The organism is Schaalia suimastitidis DSM 15538, from assembly GCF_000429105.1.
Lineage (GTDB): Bacteria > Actinomycetota > Actinomycetes > Actinomycetales > Actinomycetaceae > Pauljensenia > Pauljensenia suimastitidis.
Genome location: NZ_KE386848.1, coordinates 274,193 through 295,279, shown reverse-complemented (window position 1 = coordinate 295,279; position 21,087 = coordinate 274,193). Strand labels below are relative to the sequence as shown.

The 21,087-nt window shown below is 56.6% G+C and carries 17 protein-coding genes; 7 read left to right on the top strand and 10 right to left on the bottom strand.

Annotation, left to right across the window (positions count from 1 at the left end):
- The first annotated feature begins 74 nt into the window (after positions 1 to 74).
- The 6 genes from G438_RS0108185 to G438_RS0108160 all read left to right on the top strand — a co-directional run bounded on the left by G438_RS0108185 (position 75) and on the right by G438_RS0108160 (position 8,472).
- Positions 75 to 281 carry a hypothetical protein gene (locus G438_RS0108185; protein ID WP_026460908.1) on the top strand — a complete coding sequence of 69 codons (207 nt, stop codon included), beginning with the start codon at positions 75 to 77 and terminating at the stop codon, positions 279 to 281.
- Between the two features lie 173 nt (positions 282 to 454).
- Positions 455 to 2,002 carry a cytochrome ubiquinol oxidase subunit I gene (locus G438_RS0108180; protein WP_026460907.1) on the top strand — a complete coding sequence of 516 codons (1,548 nt, stop codon included), beginning with the start codon at positions 455 to 457 and terminating at the stop codon, positions 2,000 to 2,002.
- Between the two features lie 16 nt (positions 2,003 to 2,018).
- Entirely contained in the window at positions 2,019 to 3,137 is a 1,119-nt protein-coding gene (cydB, locus tag G438_RS0108175; RefSeq protein ID WP_026460906.1) for a cytochrome d ubiquinol oxidase subunit II, read from the top strand.
- 93 nt (positions 3,138 to 3,230) lie between these two features.
- Positions 3,231 to 5,027: a thiol reductant ABC exporter subunit CydD gene (cydD, locus tag G438_RS0108170; protein WP_026460905.1), complete on the top strand. Its 1,797-nt coding sequence runs from the start codon at positions 3,231 to 3,233 to the stop codon at positions 5,025 to 5,027.
- The gene (gene cydC, locus G438_RS0108165; protein ID WP_034285705.1) at positions 5,024 to 6,847 is read left to right on the top strand and encodes a thiol reductant ABC exporter subunit CydC; all 1,824 of its coding nucleotides are present in this window, start codon (positions 5,024 to 5,026) and stop codon (positions 6,845 to 6,847) included. Before cydD ends, cydC begins: the two co-directional genes overlap by 4 nt.
- Entirely contained in the window at positions 6,844 to 8,472 is a 1,629-nt protein-coding gene (locus G438_RS0108160; RefSeq protein WP_026460903.1) for a sensor histidine kinase, read from the top strand. The genes cydC and G438_RS0108160 overlap by 4 nt, the downstream gene beginning before the upstream one ends.
- Before the next feature lie 63 nt (positions 8,473 to 8,535).
- Here the strand turns inward: G438_RS0108160 and G438_RS12400 are convergent, their stop codons facing one another.
- The 10 genes from G438_RS12400 to G438_RS0108110 all read right to left on the bottom strand — a co-directional run bounded on the left by G438_RS12400 (position 8,536) and on the right by G438_RS0108110 (position 20,592).
- Entirely contained in the window at positions 8,536 to 8,766 is a 231-nt protein-coding gene (locus tag G438_RS12400; protein ID WP_131245857.1) for a hypothetical protein, read from the bottom strand.
- A gap of 110 nt (positions 8,767 to 8,876) precedes the next feature.
- Complete coding sequence (locus G438_RS11460) at positions 8,877 to 12,542, bottom strand: alpha-L-fucosidase (protein ID WP_051259426.1); 3,666 nt, start codon at positions 12,540 to 12,542, stop codon at positions 8,877 to 8,879.
- A gap of 311 nt (positions 12,543 to 12,853) precedes the next feature.
- Complete coding sequence (locus tag G438_RS0108145; RefSeq protein ID WP_026460902.1) at positions 12,854 to 13,471, bottom strand: response regulator; 618 nt, start codon at positions 13,469 to 13,471, stop codon at positions 12,854 to 12,856.
- Between the two features lie 77 nt (positions 13,472 to 13,548).
- Entirely contained in the window at positions 13,549 to 14,268 is a 720-nt protein-coding gene (gene rnc, locus G438_RS0108140; RefSeq protein WP_026460901.1) for a ribonuclease III, read from the bottom strand.
- On the bottom strand, positions 14,268 to 14,810 hold the full coding sequence (locus tag G438_RS0108135) for a YceD family protein (protein WP_026460900.1): 543 nt from the start codon (positions 14,808 to 14,810) through the stop codon (positions 14,268 to 14,270). Before G438_RS0108135 ends, rnc begins: the two co-directional genes overlap by 1 nt.
- Complete coding sequence (locus G438_RS0108130; protein WP_026460899.1) at positions 14,803 to 15,501, bottom strand: hypothetical protein; 699 nt, start codon at positions 15,499 to 15,501, stop codon at positions 14,803 to 14,805. The genes G438_RS0108135 and G438_RS0108130 overlap by 8 nt, the downstream gene beginning before the upstream one ends.
- 36 nt (positions 15,502 to 15,537) lie before the next feature.
- Positions 15,538 to 16,014 carry a pantetheine-phosphate adenylyltransferase gene (gene coaD, locus G438_RS0108125; protein WP_026460898.1) on the bottom strand — a complete coding sequence of 159 codons (477 nt, stop codon included), beginning with the start codon at positions 16,012 to 16,014 and terminating at the stop codon, positions 15,538 to 15,540.
- Positions 16,011 to 16,592 carry a 16S rRNA (guanine(966)-N(2))-methyltransferase RsmD gene (rsmD, locus tag G438_RS11455; protein WP_034285703.1) on the bottom strand — a complete coding sequence of 194 codons (582 nt, stop codon included), beginning with the start codon at positions 16,590 to 16,592 and terminating at the stop codon, positions 16,011 to 16,013. Before rsmD ends, coaD begins: the two co-directional genes overlap by 4 nt.
- 83 nt (positions 16,593 to 16,675) lie before the next feature.
- Complete coding sequence (locus tag G438_RS0108115; RefSeq protein WP_026460897.1) at positions 16,676 to 18,991, bottom strand: ATP-dependent DNA helicase RecG; 2,316 nt, start codon at positions 18,989 to 18,991, stop codon at positions 16,676 to 16,678.
- Complete coding sequence (locus tag G438_RS0108110; protein WP_026460896.1) at positions 18,988 to 20,592, bottom strand: DAK2 domain-containing protein; 1,605 nt, start codon at positions 20,590 to 20,592, stop codon at positions 18,988 to 18,990. The genes G438_RS0108115 and G438_RS0108110 overlap by 4 nt, the downstream gene beginning before the upstream one ends.
- Before the next feature lie 212 nt (positions 20,593 to 20,804).
- Between G438_RS0108110 and rpmB the strand changes: the two genes are divergently transcribed.
- Complete coding sequence (gene rpmB, locus G438_RS0108105; protein WP_026460895.1) at positions 20,805 to 20,996, top strand: 50S ribosomal protein L28; 192 nt, start codon at positions 20,805 to 20,807, stop codon at positions 20,994 to 20,996.
- Positions 20,997 to 21,087 lie beyond the last annotated feature (91 nt).

Here is a 21,087-nt window from a genome sequence, read left to right as displayed (position 1 = left end):
GGCATGATTCGTGACTCCCATCTTCACCGCCTATTGTTCCACAGTTACGGCATTGAAGGGCAGAGGGGCCCACTGTGTTCTTCGTCGAAAATATTGTCCTGTCAGTTTCCTTCGCGCTCGGCACAACAATTCGCCACTTCGATGTCGTGGCGCGTCATCGCCGCCCTGGAAAGTCAAACTGCGGCGTGGTAAGCCAAACAGCACGCGGCCATGTTCTAATCGCACCCGAAGTTGAGGACCGCCGCTCTTTTACCGCTCCGGTTTACCACATCAACACCTAAGAATGTCAGAAAAAGAGTGGTATTCATTGCAATTCACCCATACTAAGCGAATCACACCCTCGATTGGACCTAACCGGGTGGTAATACAGGGTATCTTTCTGGCATGACGTGTTGTCTGCGACGGCAGACAACTGTCGGTCCATTCCAACACAGACTCGTCGGAAGGCGACGCCATGACCCTCGCTCAGACAGCGTTTGATGCGCTGACCCTGGGGCGCTGGCAGTTCGGTATCACCACCGTCTACCACTTCCTTCAGGTTCCGCTGACAATCGGCCTGTCGCTGTTGGTCGCAATTATGCAGACCATATGGCACAAGACCGGAAAAGAAGCATGGCTTCACGCCACACGCTTCTTCGGAAAAATCTTCCTCATTAACTTCGCGCTCGGTGTAGCCACAGGTATCGTCCAGGAGTTCCAATTCGGCATGAACTGGTCCGAATACTCCCGTTTCGTTGGCGATATCTTCGGTGCCCCTCTCGCGGTTGAAGCGCTACTGGCATTCTTCCTCGAATCCACCTTCATTGGACTGTGGATCTTCGGGTGGGGCCGCCTCTCTAAGCGCGTCCACCTGTTGTGCATCTGGTTGGCCGCCATCGGCACTTCTGTGTCAGCACTGTGGATTCTTGGTGCAAACTCGTGGATGCAACACCCCGTTGGCGCAGTGTATAACCCCGAAACAGGTCGCGCTGAACTTGACGGCGTCACCGGCTTCCTTGACGTGATTTTCAACCCGGTATTGGTATGGGAATACACCCACGTCATTACTTCTGCATGGATGATCGCCGGTACCCTCGTCGCGGGCCTGGCATTGTGGTGGATGACTCGCGCCGCACGCGAGGGCGGTGAAGCAGGCAAGGCAGAAGCACGAGATATGTGGCGTCCCGTTGCCCGCTTCGGCATGTTAGTGACAATCATTGGTGGTCTGGGCACCGCAGCAACTGGCCACTTCCAAGGTCAAGAACTCGTCGAATTGCAGCCAATGAAAATGGCGGTCGCTGAAGGTATCTGTGTTGATACCGAAGGTGCTGCCTTCACCGTGGCACAGTTTGGTGGCTGCCCCTTGGGTGACAGTGGCCAAACACCAACGAAGTTCATTGAGATCCCCGGCGTGGCCTCGTTTATGTCCCACAACTCCTTCACTGCCCCAGCCGCTGGCGTTATGCAGGAACAAGAACGCATGGTTGAGCTTCTGAACTCAAATGAAGATTTTGTCGCCACCTACGGTGACGCAGCTCAATACGACTTCCGCCCACCACAAATGGCAACCTTCTGGTCCTTCCGCTTAATGATGGCTTTCGGCGCATTCTCAGCGCTGCTCGCCGCGTGGGGCCTTTGGGCAACACGCAAGGGACAGGTAAGCCAATCAAAAGCCCTGGGAACCTTCGCGCTGTGGAGTATCCCCATGCCCTTCATCGCCGCCTCCTTCGGATGGATCTTCACTGAAATGGGCCGTCAGCCCTGGGTTGTACACCCCAATATTGCTGGCTTGCAAAGTGGCGACCCGGTGGGTTCGGTCCTGATGATGACCGATTTTGGTGTCTCTACCCACGTGCCAGCGTGGCAGGTAGGTGCCACTATGGTGCTCTTTACCCTCTTGTACGGCGTCCTTGGCGTCATCTGGGTCCTCCTCATTAAGCGTTACGCGCAAGAGGGCATCCATCCCAATAAGTCCACGTCAACTGAGGGGTCTGACACCGCTGACCTCTCTTTCGGCTACTGAGGAAGGGAACGGAATCATGACACTGTCCATCCTCTGGTTTATCCTCATCGCGGTTCTGTGGACCGGCTACCTCATCCTTGAAGGCTTTGATTTTGGTGTCGGCATGCTCTCGGGCATTGTCGCAAAAGACGATAAGGAACGCACCCAGGTGGTACGGACCATCGGCCCACACTGGGACGGCAACGAGGTGTGGCTACTCACCGCTGGCGGCGCAACTTTCGCAGCCTTCCCCGAATGGTATGCCACGATGTTTTCCGGCATGTACCTTGCACTTTTCCTGGTGCTGGTTGCCCTGATTTTGCGCATCGCCGCCCTTGAGTGGCGTTCAAAGATCGCCACCGAAAAATGGCGTCACCTGTGGGACCGTTTCCACATGTTCGCGGCCTTCCTCGTACCACTTCTCCTTGGCGTTGCCTTCGCCAACCTCGTGCAAGGCATGAAGATTGAAGTTGTTGGACGCGATGGCAACATCGTTGCGCCCGAGGCGGTGGCGGATATGCTCAACGTCTCCTCACACCAACTCACTGGCGGTTTCTTCTCATTGCTGACACCCTTCACCTTGCTCGGTGGCGTCGTCCTCATCGCCATTTGCCTAGCACATGGCGCGCAATTCCTCGCGTTAAAAACAGAAGGTGTCGTCCGCGAACGTGCCAATACCATCGCTGGTCCAACTACCGCAGTTGCCACCGTGCTAGCAGCAGTGTGGGTACTGTGGGGCCAATTCGCCTACGTCACGAATGTGCTGGCATGGATTCCACTCATCGTTGCCGCACTGTGCTTCATCGCCTCGGCAGCGTTCTCACAAAATGCGCTGCGAAGTGAAGGAAAATCCTTCATTTTCTCCATCCTGGGTATCGCTGGCGCTGTGGCATGGATCTTCGCCGGTATGGCCCCCGCAGTGATGAAGTCCTCCATTGATCCCGCCTACTCCCTGACCATTGAGCAGGCGTCGTCGACAACATCAACACTGACCGTGATGACGATCGTGGCAGTCGTATTTGTGCCAGTCGTTCTGGGCTATACCGCCTGGTCATATTGGGTGTTCCGTCACCGCATCTCCACTGACGATGTTGATACGGATACGGGCCTTCTGCCCAAACAGATCCGTCTTGGCCACAATTTCCTTGCTGGCTAGGATGTGCTGAAACCACAACCGGGGTTTCGCGCGAAGCGCGAAGCCCCGGTTGTTCATTTAGGCAAGACTGCGTTGGAAAGGCACAATGGTCCTATGCGTCCTCTAGATCCACGGCTAATGAGATATGCGCGCAGTGCACGTCGCTATATCATCATCACCGCCATTCTTGGAGTGGCAACAGCGGCCTTGGTCATCATCCAAGCACTCCTCATCTCAGGCGCGCTTGCCCCAGTAGTTACCACACAGGTGCCACTGCAACAGGTTGTACCCGTACTTATTGGTTTGGCGGCGACCATCCTTGTGCGCTCACTGATTGTCGGTTTACGTGAACGTATCGCTGTGCGAGCAGCCGATCAGGCTATTCGACAACTACGGGATAGGGTACTTACTGCTGCCATTGCCAAGGGACCTCGATGGTTAGCACGTCACGGGAATGACACCACAACCTTACTGACCCGTGGCCTTGACGACCTTGCTCCCTACTTCATTCGCTTCCTGCCACAGTTGATTCTGGTTTGCACCGTCACCCCGCTGGCATTGCTCACCATATTGATCCTCGATTTCTGGTCTGCGGTAGTGGCTGCTTTTACCGTTCCGCTGATCCCGATCTTTATGGCCCTTATTGGCCGTTTCACTCAAGAATCCTCCCAGGCACGCTTGCTTTCCATGCAGCAATTAGGATCTCAACTCCTCGATCTGATGGCAGGCCTGCCCACCCTGAGGGCACTTGGACGCGAAGATAGCCCGCGGGCACACCTGAAAAAACTCGGCGAGAAAAATACCCGCATCACAATGTCGACCTTGAAAATCGCTTTCCTTTCAGGTGGCGTCCTTGAGTTCCTTGCCACACTGTCGGTGGCTTTGGTCGCGGTCGAAGTGGGTATGCGCATGGTTTACGGCAATATCAGCCTCTTCGCGGGGCTTGCGGTTATCATGTTGGCCCCTGAGGTATTTGAGCCACTTCGCCAGGTGGGTGCGCAATTCCATGCCTCAGCAAATGGTGTTGCAGCAGCACAAGCCGCATTTGAGATTATCGACGACCAGAGCGACTCAGCCGGTAGCGGAGCCAACGCAACTGGCTCACCTCGTAGCGCAACAGACGATGCGACACTCCCCCCAACTCCCTGCCCAGACCTTGCTATCACGCCCATACATATTGATGATCTCTCCATTGCGGCACGCTCTACCTGGGCACCTGCACATCTGACCGCTACCATCACCCCGGGCACGATCACCGTATTGTCTGGTCACAGTGGCGCAGGAAAATCCACCACCGTGGCCGCCTTGCTTCGTTTACTCACGCCCAGTCGCGGAACGATTACCGTCGGCAACACCCCTTTGGAAGCAATCAGTCGTGCCGACTGGTGGACCCACGTGGCCTGGATCCCGCAGGTACCAACGGTGCTACCGGGAACACTGGCAGACAATATTGGACAAAGGGCAACCACTGATGAACTCACCCAGGCTGCCACCGCAACCGGTTTCGACAAGGTACTCGCCTCCCTAGAACACGGATGGGATACCTGCATCGGGCACGGTGGCACGGGCCTTTCCATCGGGCAACGCCAACGTTTTGCGCTGACACGCCTACTGCTCAGCCCCGCACAGCTCATTATCTTTGACGAACCAACCGCCCACCTGGATGCAATCAGCGAAGATACAGTTGTCGCCACACTCAAACGCCTCAGCAGCCAAGGAAAAACAGTCCTTGTTATTGCCCACAGCGCAGCAGTACGCAACGCCGCTGACCACGTCATCAATGTCACCTCAGCACCGGCCAGCGCCGATGACATCGCCCACTGGCCTGAATTGACCGCCGATGACGCCACTGAGGTCGCAGATTTTGAACTACCCGAATTACTTGCCGCCTCTCAAGGGACGATGAAATGACGCCCATACTACTGAGCGCCCAAGAGAAACGTGCACTGCGGAGGGTCCTTCGCCTCGTCAATGCTCAGCCCAAAGAAATACTCCTCGCGATCACCCTCGGATGTCTCACCCTCGGTTGTGCCATTGCCCTTGCCGCCACCTCGGCTTGGCTCATTGCCCGCGCCTCACAGCAACCCCCAGTCCTTCACCTCACGGTCGCCGCAGTATCCGTACGGATGTTCGGTGTCGGACGTGCGTTAATGCGGTACCTGAGTCGCCTGGCCAGCCACAAGGTTGCGATGACTGGCATGGACGAGCTCCGACAGGGCATTTATGCAACCTTGGCTCATCAGCCCCTCGACCGCGTCGCGCAGCTCAAACGTGGCGACCTTCTTGCCCGCGCCGGTGCCGACGTCGATGATGTGGGCGACCTTGTGGTCAAGGCGTTGCTCCCCACAACAGTGACTGCGATCGTTGGCATCGGCAGCGTCGTTGGCATCGCTATTGTTTCTCCCGTTTCGGCAGCCATCCTCGCAGCCATGCTCGCAGTTTCCGGCGTAGTGACACCACTGATCATCATGCGTGCCACGCGCGCCGTTGAGATACGGACACGTCAGGCACGCACAGCCCTTGCTTCACTGTCGCATACGCTCCTAGACAATGCCGCAGAACTTCAAGTAAATGAGCAACTAAACGCTGTACGTGAACATTTGGCGCAGGCAGAGAACGAACTCACCACCGCCTCGCACCATTCGGCGCGCCTCCATGGCCTGGCGTTAGCAGTGGATCGCCTGGCGATGGGGATGGCAGTACTTGGGGCGTTACTTGTTGGCATCTCCCAAACAACAGCTGGTGATCTTGCGCCGGTGTTATTGGCAGTGATTGTTTTGACACCGTTGGCTGCATTCGAAGGTACAGCTGAGTTGGCTCCTGCGGCCACCCAACTGGTCCGTTCTGCGCAAGCTGCTGTGCGTATTGATGCGCTGCTCGGCCCCTCTGGTGGTGCTGACGGGCCAAGGAGGGACGCCTCGACAATGGGTACCCCATCGGATATGGAAACGCCAACAGCACCGGAGGCGGCCCCATTAGCGTCGCTCGACGAAACGACAGTACTTCAAGCAGAAAAACTTGCTGTTGGATGGCCCGGCGGACCTATCCTGGCGGACGATATCACCTTCACATTGGGACCCGGACAAACCCTGGCAATCGTTGGACCATCAGGCATTGGAAAAACCACCCTCCTGCTCACCTTGGCAGGTATTCTCCCGCCACGTGGCGGCGAGGTCACTGTCAACGGTCATCCGCTTGAGCACTACCAGCCCAATGTCCTTCGCCGCGCCATATCGGTAACAGCTGAAGATGCCCATATTTTTGCCACAACTGTCCTTGAGAACCTTCGCGTGGCACGCCCTGGCCTCGACGAATCGGAAGCTGAGGCGATCTTGGCACGCGTGGGCCTTTCGGAGTGGACGAAGAGGCTCCCTGCGGGCCTTAACACGGTGCTAGGGGCAGGTGGCACCACCCTTTCAGGTGGCGAACGTCGCCGCCTATTGATGGCACGCGCATTGGCAAGCAATGCCTCGCATCTGTTACTTGACGAGGCGGGTGAACACCTCGACGCAGCAACCGCGGATACGCTCCTAGCGACCTTATTAGCAGATACTCAGCGTTCCGTACTTGTGGTCAGCCATCGCCTGAGTCCGCTTACATATGCTGATGAAGTGCTTGTTTTAGGCAAAGATAATTCTGACGCGGTAGCACGCGTCGTGGCGCGTGGTACCCATCAGGAGCTTTACCACAACCATTCCGCCTACCGTTATGCGTGTGATCAGGAGAAATAATGACTGACCGCTCAGAATTGCGGCTCCTTGAAGCAGCCCTTGACCTTGCATCAAATCTTGATTTACGCCGCGCCCTTGAGATCTGTGTACGTCAAGCCTGTCAACTCACTGGCGCCCGCCACGGTACACTTGCCGTCCTTGACACATGGGGCAATGTCACCTCTGAAGTCGGCTATGGCAGTCCCGCTTTGTCGGTACCGTTATCCCTTCTGCCATTAATCCCCAATACCGGGCATTTACTGCTCAACGACCTTGAGGAGGTGAACGACGCTGGGCCAGCAGAAAATATCCTGGCTCTTCCAGTTCTGGTCCACGAGCGTGTTTATGCCCACCTTTATCTGGCCGACAGCCTCGGTGGTTTCGACCAGGCTGATGCGCGCATCGTTGAGGCGCTCGCCGGTGCCGCTGGCAGCGCGGTGGAGAATGCGCAACTGTACGCCGATGCGCGCCGACGTGAACGATGGATCGCCGCGTCGCAGTCGTTAACGACAACGATGCTTGAGGGTGCTGATGAGGAAGAAGCACTGGTCCTTATTGCACAAACAGTTCGCGAAGTAGCGGGAGCAGATACGGCAGTCATCGTATTGCCGTCAGTTGGTGAAACGTGGGCTGCTGAAATCACGGAGGGATACCATGCGTCCCAAATACTGGGAGCAATATTTCCCCCTGAAGGACGCGCCATGCAGGTACTTGCTGAAGGGACCGGCATGATTGTTGACTCGCTGGCGCGCGCCAAATCTATGCGTGTCCCTTCGCTGGGCGTTTTTGGACCGGCACTGTATGCGCCACTGCGTTCCCGAGGCGAGTCCATCGGTGTGCTGATCCTCCTGCGTAAGGAAGGTGCCGTCGAGTTTGATGTTTCCGAGTTGTCCTTGGCTGAATCCTTGGCCTCTCAAGCCACCCTTGCTCTTGAGTTGGCGTCAGCACGGCATGCGGAAGATGTCGCCTCGCTCCTTGACGAACGCGACCGGATTGGTCGTGACTTGCACGATTTTGCGATCCAACAGCTTTTTGCCACAGGGATGCGTTTAGATGCTGCCAAGCAGAAGGTGTTGGCGGGCGATCTTAATCGCGAGTCGATTACCGCAGCGTTAGATCATTCGTTGGCGGGTATTGACGAGGCTGTGCGACAGATTCGCGCAATCGTGCACGACCTGCGTGAGCCGGATCGCAGCGTAGGCTTGGTTGAACGTATTCGCCGCGAGTCCTCATTGTCACGCTCTTTCTTGGGATTTGCCCCGTCATTACTCATCAGCGTTGATGGTCAAGCGATTAATGAAGTGGAACACCTAGAAGAAGACATGATCGCTGATTTACAGGGCCGCGTTGACCCGGATCTGTGGGATGACGTGGTGGCAGTGGTTCGTGAGGGGCTTTCAAATATTGCCCGCCATGCGCGAGCCACTGCAGCTCAAGTCACGATCGATGTTGACGGACGGGACGATGGTGGAACGATTACCGTAAGTATCGCTGATGATGGGCAGGGTATTGATCCGCATAGGACACGTAATTCAGGCCTGTCGAATATGACTGAGCGGGCGCGGCGTCATGGCGGTTCTTTTGATTTAGGCGTGGGTATTGGCAGCAGGGGCGCGTCATTTACGTGGGTGGCGCCATTGGCGTAAGTACCTGCAGCGTGGGGGCCTTGCCTTAGCTGGCAAGTGCTTCGGCGTCCGAGACCTCCTGCCTCACTGTTTCCCGAGGCGGGGCGCTTTGGGAGCAACGATATCGACGCCCCGCCTCACGTATAGGGAAGCGGTTGCGGCACCATAAGAACCACCAGTTGCACGCTTGATTGGGCGCGCCCACTTCATGCGAAGGAGCACCCCATGCGGAGAAACACCCCATGCGGAGGGAAGACCCCATGCGAAGGGAAGACCCCATGCGGAGGGAAGACCCCATGCGAAGGAGCACCCCATGCGAAGGAGCACCCCATGCGAAGGAGCACCCCATGCGAAGGAGCGGACATACTAAGGGGCGAGCAATATGCTCGCCCCTTAGCGTGAGTGCCTGTTCAGGCCACTGCTATCTAACGCAGGTTTCGCCTACGCCACGCAGTTGCACCCAGGCCCGCCGCAGCAAGTAGTGCGGTGAGGATGAGCAGCATGTCGCCATTGGCACCAGTGCGAGCCAGAGCGGATTTGCCGACCTTCGTTGAGCCGGTTTTCACGCTTGCTTTGCTGGTGTCAGCAGTCTTACCTTGATCGGCCGACGCTGTGTCCTTTGGTGTGATGCTAAAGGCCGCGATGACCTTCTTGGCCCCAGCGTAGGCATGGAGATGGTGTGTTCCCGCGGGGAAGTCTGCGGGAATCTTCCATGTCAGACGTGCCACACCGTTGTCGTCCGCAATGGCTTCACCTGCCTTGTAGGGTTCAGAATGCACCTCGAAGGTGACCTTGTCGCCTTTTTCGAAACCGGAGACGGTGAAGTCGATAGTTCCGCCAGCCGCCACCTGCGTGGCAGAGAAGGTGACCTTCATCGTTGGGTCGCTGGGGTTGATCGGCTTGGGGTCGTCCGGGTTGCTTGGTGTGGGCTTCACCATGAGGTGAATGGGCGTTGAGGCCACCTCTTCAGCTGGATTGCTTGCCACAACTCGTATGAGCGTGCCGTTGAGCTCAGCGTTGGCAGTCAGTGCGTAGGAGCTTGTGGTAGCACCTTCAATGGTGGTCCATTGAGAGGCTTCGTCGTTAGCCACACGACGTTGCCATACAAGGCTTGGTTCTGGTTGTCCGCTTACTGCAGCTTTTGCGACGAGTTTCGTCCCATCGGCGACGGTAGCGACCTTCCATCCTCCTGCATCGGTGAGTTCAACCGCTTCGCCTGCTTGCGTTTCAAGCGTCAATGAGTTGATCACAGGTACTTGAAGAACCTTGAGTTCAATGGTTTGGGATTCCACGCTACCCACTGCGTTGGTTGCCACTGCACGTAGCGAGGTTCCGTCGTGTTTGGTAGTGAGGGTGAAGGTGTACGTCGGTGCGGTTGCCTCGGCGATATCGCTCCACTCACCGTCAGCGAATTGCTGCCATTTGATGGTGGGGGTGGGATCGCCGCCAACAGCAGTGGTCAGCGTGATCTCGGTGCCGACACGTGCGGTGATGGTACGGGATTGGCCGTCGCCGGCACTGGAGAAGTGCTCTGCAGGCTTACCGCTTGCATCGATCGTACCCAGGGTGGGTGCTTCGGCTGCGGGTGTGCCCTTGACTTCCACTTCTGCAAGAGACAGAGCGGTGTTGGCTTTGGTTTGGATTACGCGCAGATAGCGTGCTTTGAAGCCTTGGAAATCTACCACCGATGGGTAGCCGCCTACACCGTCAACCTTTATGGCACGCACTTGGCTGTCGGCAGCCAAGGAGGCGCTGGTGGATCCTTCAGGGAAGGGGGTCGGGGAGGCCACAACATAGAAATCGGCAAGGCGATCGGCGCATGACGTTGCCCCGCACATATCCGCTCTGGCACGGTTCCAGACGTTGACCGTGGTGACTTTATAGTCAGCGTCGAGATCGACTTCCCACCACTGCTCATCACCATATTCACGGGTGTGCGTCACGGAGTTGTTGTCCCACACGCCATCAGTATTGCCGTCAACGGCGCGAGCTGGCAGGCCACCCCAGCTGGTGGTGCTTTGGCGTGCGTTCTTTTCAAATGCGAGGTTGGCGCTTGGCGGTGTCACCGTGAGTGTCGCACCTTCTGAGGTAATTTCACCTGAAGCGTTACGAGCCACCACAGTGAAGACCGCACCGTTGTCCGCAGCCGTAGTGGTGAGCGAGTAGGTGCTGGCAGTGGCATCTGGGATTGCCACAGGTTCACCATCAGCATCTGCACGGTACCACTGGTAGGACGGGCTTGGGCGACCAACAGCAGAGGCGCTAAAGACGGCAATGCGGCCCTCGCGTACTTCCACATTCTTCGGTTGGGTGCGCCACGAAGGTGCAATACCTTCTTGTGGATTTTCGGTTGCAACAACTTCGATGGAATTAATCCGAACGCCAAGGGGATTCGCATAGTAGCTGGGGTCAGCTAATTCAATGCGAAGACGCTTCACTTCATTGGGACCCAAAGTAAATCCTGGGCTGATGGCACCAGCCTCAATTTCAGCACCTGACAGGACAACGCTCTTATCGCCGAAGCTGATCTTGTAGCGCTGGTCAGCTTGAAGTCCCGTGGCGTTGAATGTGAGTTCAACGTGCTTGAAGTTCTTCCCTGATCGATCAACAACATAGGCGTCAGAGACTACCACCGCACCTCGTTTTGCCCCTGAGCGACGAATAACATTTTCGGTGTCAATGGTGCCAAGACCGTTGGTAAGGGTCACGGTCTCTGTCGGTACCATGCGTGCAGGTCCGTCTAATTCGACCTTGATAACGGCGCGCAATTCGTCGGGATTATCGCCTTGCATCGTGACCGTCAAATCAAGGCCGTTGCGCGTAAAGGGTAGTTGCGTGTCGGTGCCGTCAATCGTCACCTTGCTCACCTGATTGGCTACACCTGGAAGTGTAAGGGTATTGCCAGCCTCCCATGTCCGTGGGAACAGGTAGAGCGCATTGCCCTTGGTGGTGATACGGCCCCATGAGGGGTTGCCGAACCATGTGGCTTTTGCACCGTTGATAGCATCAGGGTGGCGAGTCCTCCATGCAGCCAAGTTGTCCAAGACCTTCTGGTCGAAGGGATCGATGGAACCGTCACCCTTGGGACCAATATTGTAGGCGTATTGGCCGCCGCCTGAAACGACAGTAATCAGGCCATTGAGAGCTTCACGGCTCTTGGGCAAGATGTTGCTGTCAGCGCGGTTTGCTTTGTAGGTGCTGCAGTAGGACCAGCATTGCGGGAAGATTGACAGAATTGATTCCCATGGGCCAATGCGGAAATCCGTGGGGACAGCGTTGTCGCCGCCCACCTCAAAGTCACCTTGGTCGTTCCATACGCGTGAATTCACCACAGTTGTATTGGGTTGAAGTTCACGTACTTTGTCAGCCATCCGCTTGGATTGTGCAGCGGTTGGGCCGCCCATGTCGAACCAAAACTCTGCGATAGGACCGTAGTTAGTCAATAGCTCAGTGATTTGGTCAAGGTTGTACTGCACGTGTTCGTCAGTGATGGGGTTAACGTTCCCGTAGGGTTCCGCCTCGTGTTTTTCCCAGTCGATAATCGAGTAGTAGAAGGCAAGCTTCATATCGACTTTGGCACATTCGTTTTGCAGTTCTTTGATGGGGTCTTTGCCGTATCCCGTTTGTTCAACAACGTCGTAGGTTGTGGTGGCGGTATCCCACATGGCGAAGCCATCGTGGTGTTTCGTCGTGATCATCACGTATTTCATACCTGCGGCTTTTGCGGTGCGGCAGATATGCCCGGCATCCCAACGCTGTGCCGTCATCTTACGTGCTTCAGCGAGGTATTCGTCCTTGGGGATGTTTTTCCACGCTTTGATCTGTTCGGGGTAGCCTGTGACCTGCGCTTCCCCTTTGTAGCGTCCCTCGAACATCGAGTAGACACCCCAGTGCATGAACAGACCAAATTGAAGATCTTGCCATGCAGCAATCTTGGGATTGGGTGAATTGGGTACTTCGGCCGGTACGCCAACGATATCTCCAACATTAGGAGTTGTCGGCGGGGCGGCCACGGCTGTACCAGCGCCAATAATTCCGCTTGCTGCCAGAGCGGCACCTGCAACTGCGGCGATGAATCTGTTGCGCGTCATTACGCTTCCGTTTCCTTCCGCGATGGGTTGTGTCGAATGAGAACATTCGATAGCCACTCAGCGTTGAGAGGCCTCTTAGAGGTTAGTAAACATGCCAATCACTGCGCATAGTTTTCGAATAAATACTTGTCACAGCCGTCAAAAAATATAGTTTCAAAAGTTATATAGCCTGATCACAGCATAATGTGATATGCAGCACTTTGAAACGTTATTGTCATACCCACATCACCTTCGATACCCATCACAGCTTCATACTGAAGCGTGCCCCCTGCATTCACAGGAGGCACGCCAATGTCAGTACAAGCGAGTACTCACGAGTTTCGCCATGCGGAGGCACGTTGCCCTGCAACCCAGGCAGCGACCTGCGTGCGGCGCTGCAGGCCCATTTTCGATAATAGTGACGTAATGTGGTTTTTCACTGTCTTTTCCGCTACCCCTAATTTGTCGCCGATCTCGCGGTTGGATAGGCCGTCACCAATAAGATCCAGCACCTTCCGTTCTGATGGGGTCAGATCAGCCGTCGGGTCATCATGGTCAGCACGGCGGCGCGCCAACGTGCGCTCATCCAACAACACACGCCCTTCAGCAACCGCCTTGATGACATCTGTAATTTCTGCACCCCGTACAGTTTTCAGCACATACGCGCGAGCACCCGCAGCCAAAGACTCTGCCAAAGCAGTGTCATCATCAAAACTCGTCAGCACGACGGGTAGCACGTCAGGCGCCACCTCACGTATCGCATCCATAATGTCGATACCGGTCCCATCCGGTAACTGCAAATCGACGAGGATAACATCAGGACGCACTAGCTGCGCGCGACGAACCGCATCACCAACGGTACCTGCTTCCGCAACTACCTCTAACGCCTCGTCACGATCGACAATTTCGGCGATACCGCGACGAACGATCTCATGATCATCAACGATCATGACTCTAATACTTGGCGTAGTCACTTCACACTCACTCACATCACAATAGACATTACCCTGGGACTTGTGTCCCAAGACTAATCGATTTCTGCTCCAAATTTTCGCATAGCATCACGTGCCGCTGCATGCTCGGCATGTTTCTTGGATGAAGCAGTTCCCTGCCCCACACATTCACTTCTGCCAGCGAAGAACACCTGCGCATGGAAGCTCCGCGCATGATCAGGTCCTTCACCTGTCACCTCGTAGGTCACCTCACCGTATCCACGTGCATGACCATATTCCACCAGCACCGTCTTCCAATCCCGCGCTGCAGAATTGCTGGCGGCACGCTCGAGCAAGAATCCAAGGTGTCGCAAAACAACGGCGCGGGTTGCTTCGAAGCCAACCGTCAAATACGTTGCACCAACAAGCGCTTCAAAAGTATCGGATAGTATCGACGGCTTGTCGCGCCCACCGTAGGCATCCTCTCCCCTGCCCAGAAGAATGTAGTCACCGACACGCAAACGTCGCGCCGCCTCGGCAAGTGGCTCCTGCGCCACCGCAGCCGCCCGCATACGCGACAAATCCGATTCCGGTCGTGACGGATGATGCGCGTAAAGATACTCCGCCGTCACAATTGACAGAACAGAATCCCCCAAGAATTCAAGACGCTCATTATTGGGCACGCCCCCTGCCTCATTGGCCCACGAGCGATGCACCAATGCAAGCCTCAACAGCTCATCGTCGATCTCACAGCCCCACCGCTGACGTAACGGCGTGGGATCGACTGCTTGCGGAAGGCGGGTCTTACGTGCCATCACTGTTTACTTTCCATACCGTCAAGGAGCGCGGACAATGAAGCCATACGCGGATCGATCACCACGTGCTCATGGTCGTCAGGCAAGTCATCCCATTTTTCTCCGCATCCCGAGCACAGCCCCGGGCACTCCGGCCGACACAGCGGGCGCGCATCCACCAGTGTCACGATGGCATCACGCAGCATCGGCTCAATATCTACCGTATCACGGGGGCCAATGAGGAAAAACTCATCATTGTCATCCGCATCAGTTGGCGCCGATTCGAAGAACACCTCCGCTGCGCTCACATCGTGGCTTCGTGTCACTGGGTCAAGGCAACGCACGCATTCGCCTTCGAGAAGAACACGGGTATGCACCTGCACAAGTACGCCGTTATCAACCGAGGTTACTTCTATCGACAATGGCAGTTCACTACCCTGGGCAACGCACATCGAAGGCGTACCCAGGTCACCAGGCACCATCCACACACAGTCGTACGCTTTACGCGCACCAATGTGGCGAGGTAGGTCAATCAACGAAAGGACAAGCGTCTTTTCAGTCATCGTTCAACGACACATCCGTGCGATCAACACCATTACGTTGAGCAATTGCCCTGCGGCCTGCGTCAGTGCGGCGCTGCAGATCATGAAGTAGCGTCGACACTTCAGTCAAACACTTTGCCGCATAGTCATCAGCGCCACTGCGCAGCTGCGCATCCACCCGACGCGCTTCAGCAACGATCTGTCGAGCACGGTCTTGAGCCATCTGAGCAATATTCTCTGTGGTCACCATGCGTTCAGCCTGAGCTTTAGCATCAGCCAGTATCTCTTCGGCCTCACGTTGCGCGTCTTGTCGAATCCGTTCCGCTTCTTCAGCTGCACGGGCTGTGGTCGCCGTTGCCTGCTGCGTGGCATCCTCAACCAACTGCTCTGCCTTCTCACGTGCCTGGTCAAGGGTTGTGCGCGCACGCGTATTTGCCTCAGCGATGGTCACTTCTGCCGCCGAATCAGCCCGACCCAACAAAGCATCGGCATCGGCAACAACAGCGTCAGCATTGACAATATCCTCTGGGAGCGCCTCCCTGGCCTGTTCAATAAGGTCTTTAATTTCGGCTTTGTTGACCATCACATTGGCTGACAGTGGCACACTGCGAGCGTCATCGACCAGGTCTTCAATTCGATCAAGGACAGCAATGACCGTTGAAGGACCGTATACGGCCTGATCCTCCCATTCAGGAGCGTCCTGTTGCGACATATATCCTCCAAATGTCGAAGTCGCAGTGAAGCTTCATCATTCATTGTCGCCTATAAATGCTTTAACACCCTGTGGAACATACCGAGAGATATCCATTCCCCACGACAAGAGTTCACGCACCATCGTGGAGGAAATATGAGCATACTGGCTCTGCGTTGGCAGATACACCGTTTCTACACCACCAAGTTCACGGTTCACTGCTGCCTGTGTTTGCTCCCACGTCAAATCGTGGGCATCACGTAGCCCTTTGATCACCGCACCTGCACCCGCCTCACGGTAGGCATCGATCAGCGTACCTTCCATCGGGATGACACTCACCTGCGGAAGGTGTCGTGTGGCCGCTTCGATCATGGCGCGGCGCTGAGCGAGCGTAAACATTGGCCTTTTTGTGCGGTTTGTCCCCACTGCTACCACCACGTGGTCAGCTAGTGCGCACGCCCGCTGCACGATGTCAAGGTGGCCAACGGTAAAAGGGTCAAAACTTCCTGGAACAAGCACAGTACGTAACGTCATTGTGTTTCCTTTGCGTTCAGCGGTGGCCCAGCGAACCAGCAGACTGTTTCACCCCAGGTTGAAACATCTTCACACTGGAGAAAGGTTGGCCAGTTCGGCTGGGGGCTTCGTTTGGATCGCTCGACGACAATTAGGGCATCAGGAGTTATCCACGGCCCAAGTGCCCCCAAGGTGTCGGTCAAGGTCTGTTCAGCAATGTCATACGGAGGGTCGATGAAGACGAGGCCAACCTCGCCTCGACACGATTGGGCCTCAGAGCCGGCGGCAAGGTAGCCCACAACATCGTTGCGACACACCTGCCCTCTCAGTCCCGTGGCAGCAATATTGGCCTGTATTACCCGACACGCGTCTTTGCCGCTATCAACGAAGGTCGCCTGCCCGGCGCCTCGTGACAAGGCCTCCAGTCCCAGTGCCCCACTACCCGCGAAAAGATCAAGGACCATCGCCTCGTCAATGACACCCCAGTGGACAAGGCGCGAAAACAGCGCTTCACGAACACGCTCAGAAGTGGGCCTCGTTCCCTTGGATGGCACCTGGAGGACGCGGCCTTTGGCGGTGCCTGCAACGATTCTGGTCATATGCGTATCTTAGGTTCTTCGAGCGTGACAAGCGCCTTCAGGTGGCAAGGACCCTTCACAGCACAGCAGCTAACGCACAACCTTTAACTACGCGACAGCCAACGTACCCCGCCATTGTGTTCACTAAGGACACTGCGCAGCAATGGATGGGCGTCCAGCATCGGGTCAGCCTGAAGGAGACGCTGAGCTTCGTCGCGTGCCTGGCGAATAATGTCACCATCGCGCAGCACCGAGAGGTACTTTAAGGTCGATGTGCGGCCTGATTGATCTGCCCCCAAGACATCCCCTTCGCGGCGTAATTTCAGGTCAGCCTCTGCCAACTCAAAACCGTTTGTTGTGGATGCGAATGCGTCCAGCCTTGCCAGCGCGGTAGCACCAAGGTGATCGCGGTGGATGGCCATACAAATCCCAGCCTTGTGGGACCGACCAACACGACCACGGAGCTGATGAAGTTGTGACAGGCCGAATTGTTGCGCATCGACGATGACCATCATTGTAGCCTCAGGTACATCAATGCCCACTTCAACCACGGTTGTGGCAACAAGAAGTGGAGAGGCGCCAGAAGCAAAACGCCTCATCGTCTCTTGTTTAACCTCAGCACTGTCACGCCCGCTCAGGCACGCAATGTCAATGTCGGCAAAATCGGCGCGCACGGCTAATTGTGCGGCCATTGTTTCAACGCTTGCCAATGGCGCAGTGCTGCGCCCCCCGTCGACACCATCATCTGATTGGGCAATGTTGCCGTGAAGCGAATCCTCATCGTGATACCAGCCACCATCGGCACCGCGCGGTTCCACGTCGCTGTGGGGCAGATTGTCGGTGCCATTCGACGCATCGTCAGCATCAATGCGAGGACACACCACATAGACGCGGCCACCTTGGTCGATTTCTTCGCGAGCACGCGCCCACAGCCGGTCTATCCACTGTGTATTCGCTGCATTCACCAGGTGTGTTGTCACTGGGCTTCGGCCTGGTGGTAGACCTTCCATCCGGCTTTCTTCTAGGTCACCAAATATTGTCATCGCCACCGTGCGAGGAATAGGCGTCGCGGTCATCACAATTTGGTGAGGGGTTCCGCTATGCGACGCGTTGCGCAATTTGTCACGTTGGGCAACACCAAAACGATGCTGTTCATCGACCACCACTAACGCCAGGTCGGCAAATTCGATGCCGTCCTGGACCAGCGCATGCGTTCCCACGACCAGGCAGGGGGTGCCCTGTTCAAGGTCGGTAAGTATGGCACGCCGCTGCGCCGGTGGTGTCGAGGCCGTAAGCAAATGCAGGGGAAAAAGTACCTCACCTGCATGGTCGTCCACACCATGGTCGGCGCCGTGACCATCGGCGCCACGATTGCTGGCCCCACTATGGTCTGCCACAAGAAGCGCCTTCAGCGACGTCGCATGTTGTTCGGCAAGGACTTCTGTAGGAGCAAGGAGTGCCCCCTGATGGCCAGCACCAATCACCTGAGCTAAGGCGAGTAGTGCCACCGCCGTTTTACCTGCGCCCACATCTGCTTGGAGGAGACGTTGCGCAGGCTGTGCCGATTCTAATTCAGCACCGATGGTAGCCAGAGCATCGTTTTGTGCCTGCGTGAGCCTGAAAGGTAGCGCCTGAGTCGTCGCAGCGAGCACCGCATTGCCACGCCGGAAGCTCACTGGGGCGGTTTGAGCGTCATCGTGCAGGCGCGAGGCAAGGAGGGCGAGCTGGAGGATATAGGCTTCACGCCAAGCAAGTCCACGGCGCGCACGCTGCTGCTCCTCATCATTTTCCGGACGATGAAGTAACTGAAACGTCTGCGCATAGGTGGGAAGTGCGTATTTCTTGCGTAGGTCAGCTGGTAGCGGATCGGGGCAGGTGGCCTCGTCAATGCTGTCAAGGAGCATACCGACCGAGCGGGCGATCACCCACGACGTCAGTCCTTTTCCTGCAGGGTAAATCGGTATTGGTCGCTGCCAGGCGCGTTCAAACTGGGTGGCGTCGCCGTCGGCACCTTCGAATTCGGGGTGGGTAAGTTGAAGTTTGCCGCGGTAAGAACCTACTTTGCCAGCAAAAAGGAATTGCTCACCCACTTTCAAAATCGCGCGATGTGGGATCAGTTTGTATTCGTTGGCAGCAAAGAAGGTGGCTGACATGGTTTCACTGCCGTCAGTCAGGACCACTTCAAGACGCACGCCGCCACGGTTACGGTTCGCGACGAGGCGTTGGCTGACTACCTCAGCAAGTAGCGTAACGTCTTCACCTTCACGTAGGGCACGCATCGAGGTGAGACGTCCCCAGTGGTAGTAGCGCCGAGGCGCGATCGCCAGCAAATCCCCCACCGTGTCAATACCGACTGCGGCGAATTTCTTGGCCACACGCGCAGGAAGGCGCAGGTCCAGCGGTGTGAGTAATTCGCTCATGACAAGCCCTGGATGAGATGGGGGCCCGGCCCTGCACCGTCTACAACTTCCAATGGCAAACTCCACCAGCCCGCCCCCGGGGTTGACAAGAGCTGCCGCAATGCTGGTGCCATAGCATCGTCAGGCCCCGCAGCAAGTAACAGACGCAGTTGACGCGGATTATGGGTAAAAATCTCCCGCAGTACCGTCGGCACATATTCTTCGACAGGCCCATCGGGCACTGGCAGCACGACGCTGCGAACCATAGCCACCTCCGCTGCTTCACGAATGACGGCCTCCAGCAAGGACGCAACTTCACGTCCACCTGGTTGGGGGACGAATATCGGTGCACATGCACGTGTGACAACAAATGCCGATAGTTCATCCTGCGTCCCTGGGATGATGGCGCGAATATCCTCACGAGCTAATTCTGCTGCCACAGATTGACACAGGCGATGAGTGGCACCATCGCAAGACACTAAGGCGACGACGCCCGCGCGGCTGGAACGCGCAAGATGAAGAAGGATTTCTTTATCGGCCAAGGTTGGCTTGTAGATCACCTGCGCACCACAACGAGCCAGGTCTTCCACTAGGCCCGGCGTTTGTGTGCAGGCAAGTACGGTCGCCCGTTCAACGCGGCGTCGTGGGCGTCGTTCAAGCAACCGGATGCCGCGGTGCGTCACCCCATCAGACAGCGTATCTTCCCCTATAAGGTCATCGGGGCGCGAATCGACCACGTGGAAACGCAACAGGGTACCGCGTCGCGGACGCACTGCAAGTGGCGCTGAGGTATCAATGTGGAAACGCCACGTGCCGATACCAAAGAGGTCAGTGGTGCCCACACTGGAAAAGCGTGCGCCGAGGCGTGTCAGCGTTGTCCGTAGCGCCTCGGCGTCTTCTTCCATCCCTTCCACAAGAAGGTCCACAGTGAAGGAACGTGAAGGGTCTGGCCGGGCGATACTTGGGGCGCCTTCTTCACCGCGGGCAGCTAGCTCAGCCAGCATGCGCGTCAAGTCATGCAACATGGAGGTGTCGTCGCGCGTTGCCGCATCAAGTGACGCAAGCAGAATCGTCATGACGGCCGCTCCAGCGTCGATACGACCGCCGCCGTCAGGCACGGACTCAATCAGGCCAAAATTGGCTTGCCCACTAAAGATACTGACGATTTCTTCAACTGAGGGAAGGGTAGTGCCGAGGTCACGCACTTCAGTAACGGCCTCATGAAATACGGCGTTGAGGGCGCTGGAAAAATGCATGTGGCTGTCGCCTACTCCGCTGGCAAGCATTCGTCGTGTTTGCACGGGGGTAAGTTCTTTAGTGACGCCCAGTTCGTCAACGGTACGGGCCCACGCTGCCAGCAGGGCGGTGATGAGGATGCCAACGTGTCCACTGGCGTATCGGATGCCGGTTTCCACTGCAAGCTGTAGTGTCTCGTCGAGGCCGTGCTGCTTTTGGCGTTCGAGTACCTGTGTCATAGCGGCGAAGGTACGCGTGGCATTACTGCCGGTATCGCAGTCGCCGTTACCCCATCCGTCGAGGTCATCAAGGAATGTGGTGAGCCGCCGTGTTTCGTCGTGGGCGATGCGCAGTGCGCGTGTCATTGCGGCAGCGTCAAGAGGCACAATTCCTCCACATTTTGAGTTCGAATCGGTACGATCTATTGTCGACGCCAGCGTGGATGTGTGCCACCTGACACGCATATTGGTCGCTTCAGAGTTGGTTTGTGCGCCGCGATCGGCTATCCTGTCATGGTTGCCTGCGTTGGCGTAAGCCTTCGTTGTGTACCGGCTCGTAGTCTGCGAGCTGGATGGACGTGAAAACCGAGGAGATCATCGTGGCTGCCGTTTGTGATGTGTGCGGTAAGGGACCTGGCTTCGGCAAGAGCGTGTCGCACTCACACGTGCGCACGAACCGCCGGTGGAACCCGAATATCCAGCGTGTGCGCGCGATCGTTGAAGGCACTCCCAAGCGCCTGAACGTTTGCACTAAATGCCTGAAATCTGACAAGGTGACTCGCAATATCTGATTGCGCATCTTGACACTCAACAGGGGCTTGCCACTGCGGTAGGCCCCTTTAGTGTGCGCACGTACGGTGTGCTGTCTGAGCGGCGGGCCGC

Bases quoted from the DNA above. Each gene is read 5' to 3' on its own strand.
- G438_RS0108180 (WP_026460907.1), top strand. From the start codon at position 455: ATGACCCTCGCTCAGACAGCGTTTGATGCGCTGACCCTGGGGCGCTGG.
- cydB (WP_026460906.1), top strand. From the start codon at position 2,019: ATGACACTGTCCATCCTCTGGTTTATCCTCATCGCGGTTCTGTGGACC.
- cydD (WP_026460905.1), top strand. From the start codon at position 3,231: ATGCGTCCTCTAGATCCACGGCTAATGAGATATGCGCGCAGTGCACGT.
- cydC (WP_034285705.1), top strand. From the start codon at position 5,024: ATGACGCCCATACTACTGAGCGCCCAAGAGAAACGTGCACTGCGGAGG.
- G438_RS12400 (WP_131245857.1), bottom strand. From the start codon at position 8,766: ATGGGGTGCTCCTTCGCATGGGGTCTTCCCTCCGCATGGGGTCTTCCC.
- G438_RS11460 (WP_051259426.1), bottom strand. From the start codon at position 12,542: ATGACGCGCAACAGATTCATCGCCGCAGTTGCAGGTGCCGCTCTGGCA.
- G438_RS0108145 (WP_026460902.1), bottom strand. From the start codon at position 13,471: ATGATCGTTGATGATCATGAGATCGTTCGTCGCGGTATCGCCGAAATT.
- rnc (WP_026460901.1), bottom strand. From the start codon at position 14,268: ATGGCACGTAAGACCCGCCTTCCGCAAGCAGTCGATCCCACGCCGTTA.
- G438_RS0108135 (WP_026460900.1), bottom strand. From the start codon at position 14,810: ATGACTGAAAAGACGCTTGTCCTTTCGTTGATTGACCTACCTCGCCAC.
- G438_RS0108130 (WP_026460899.1), bottom strand. From the start codon at position 15,501: ATGTCGCAACAGGACGCTCCTGAATGGGAGGATCAGGCCGTATACGGT.
- coaD (WP_026460898.1), bottom strand. From the start codon at position 16,014: ATGACGTTACGTACTGTGCTTGTTCCAGGAAGTTTTGACCCTTTTACC.
- rsmD (WP_034285703.1), bottom strand. From the start codon at position 16,592: ATGACCAGAATCGTTGCAGGCACCGCCAAAGGCCGCGTCCTCCAGGTG.
- G438_RS0108115 (WP_026460897.1), bottom strand. From the start codon at position 18,991: ATGAGCGAATTACTCACACCGCTGGACCTGCGCCTTCCTGCGCGTGTG.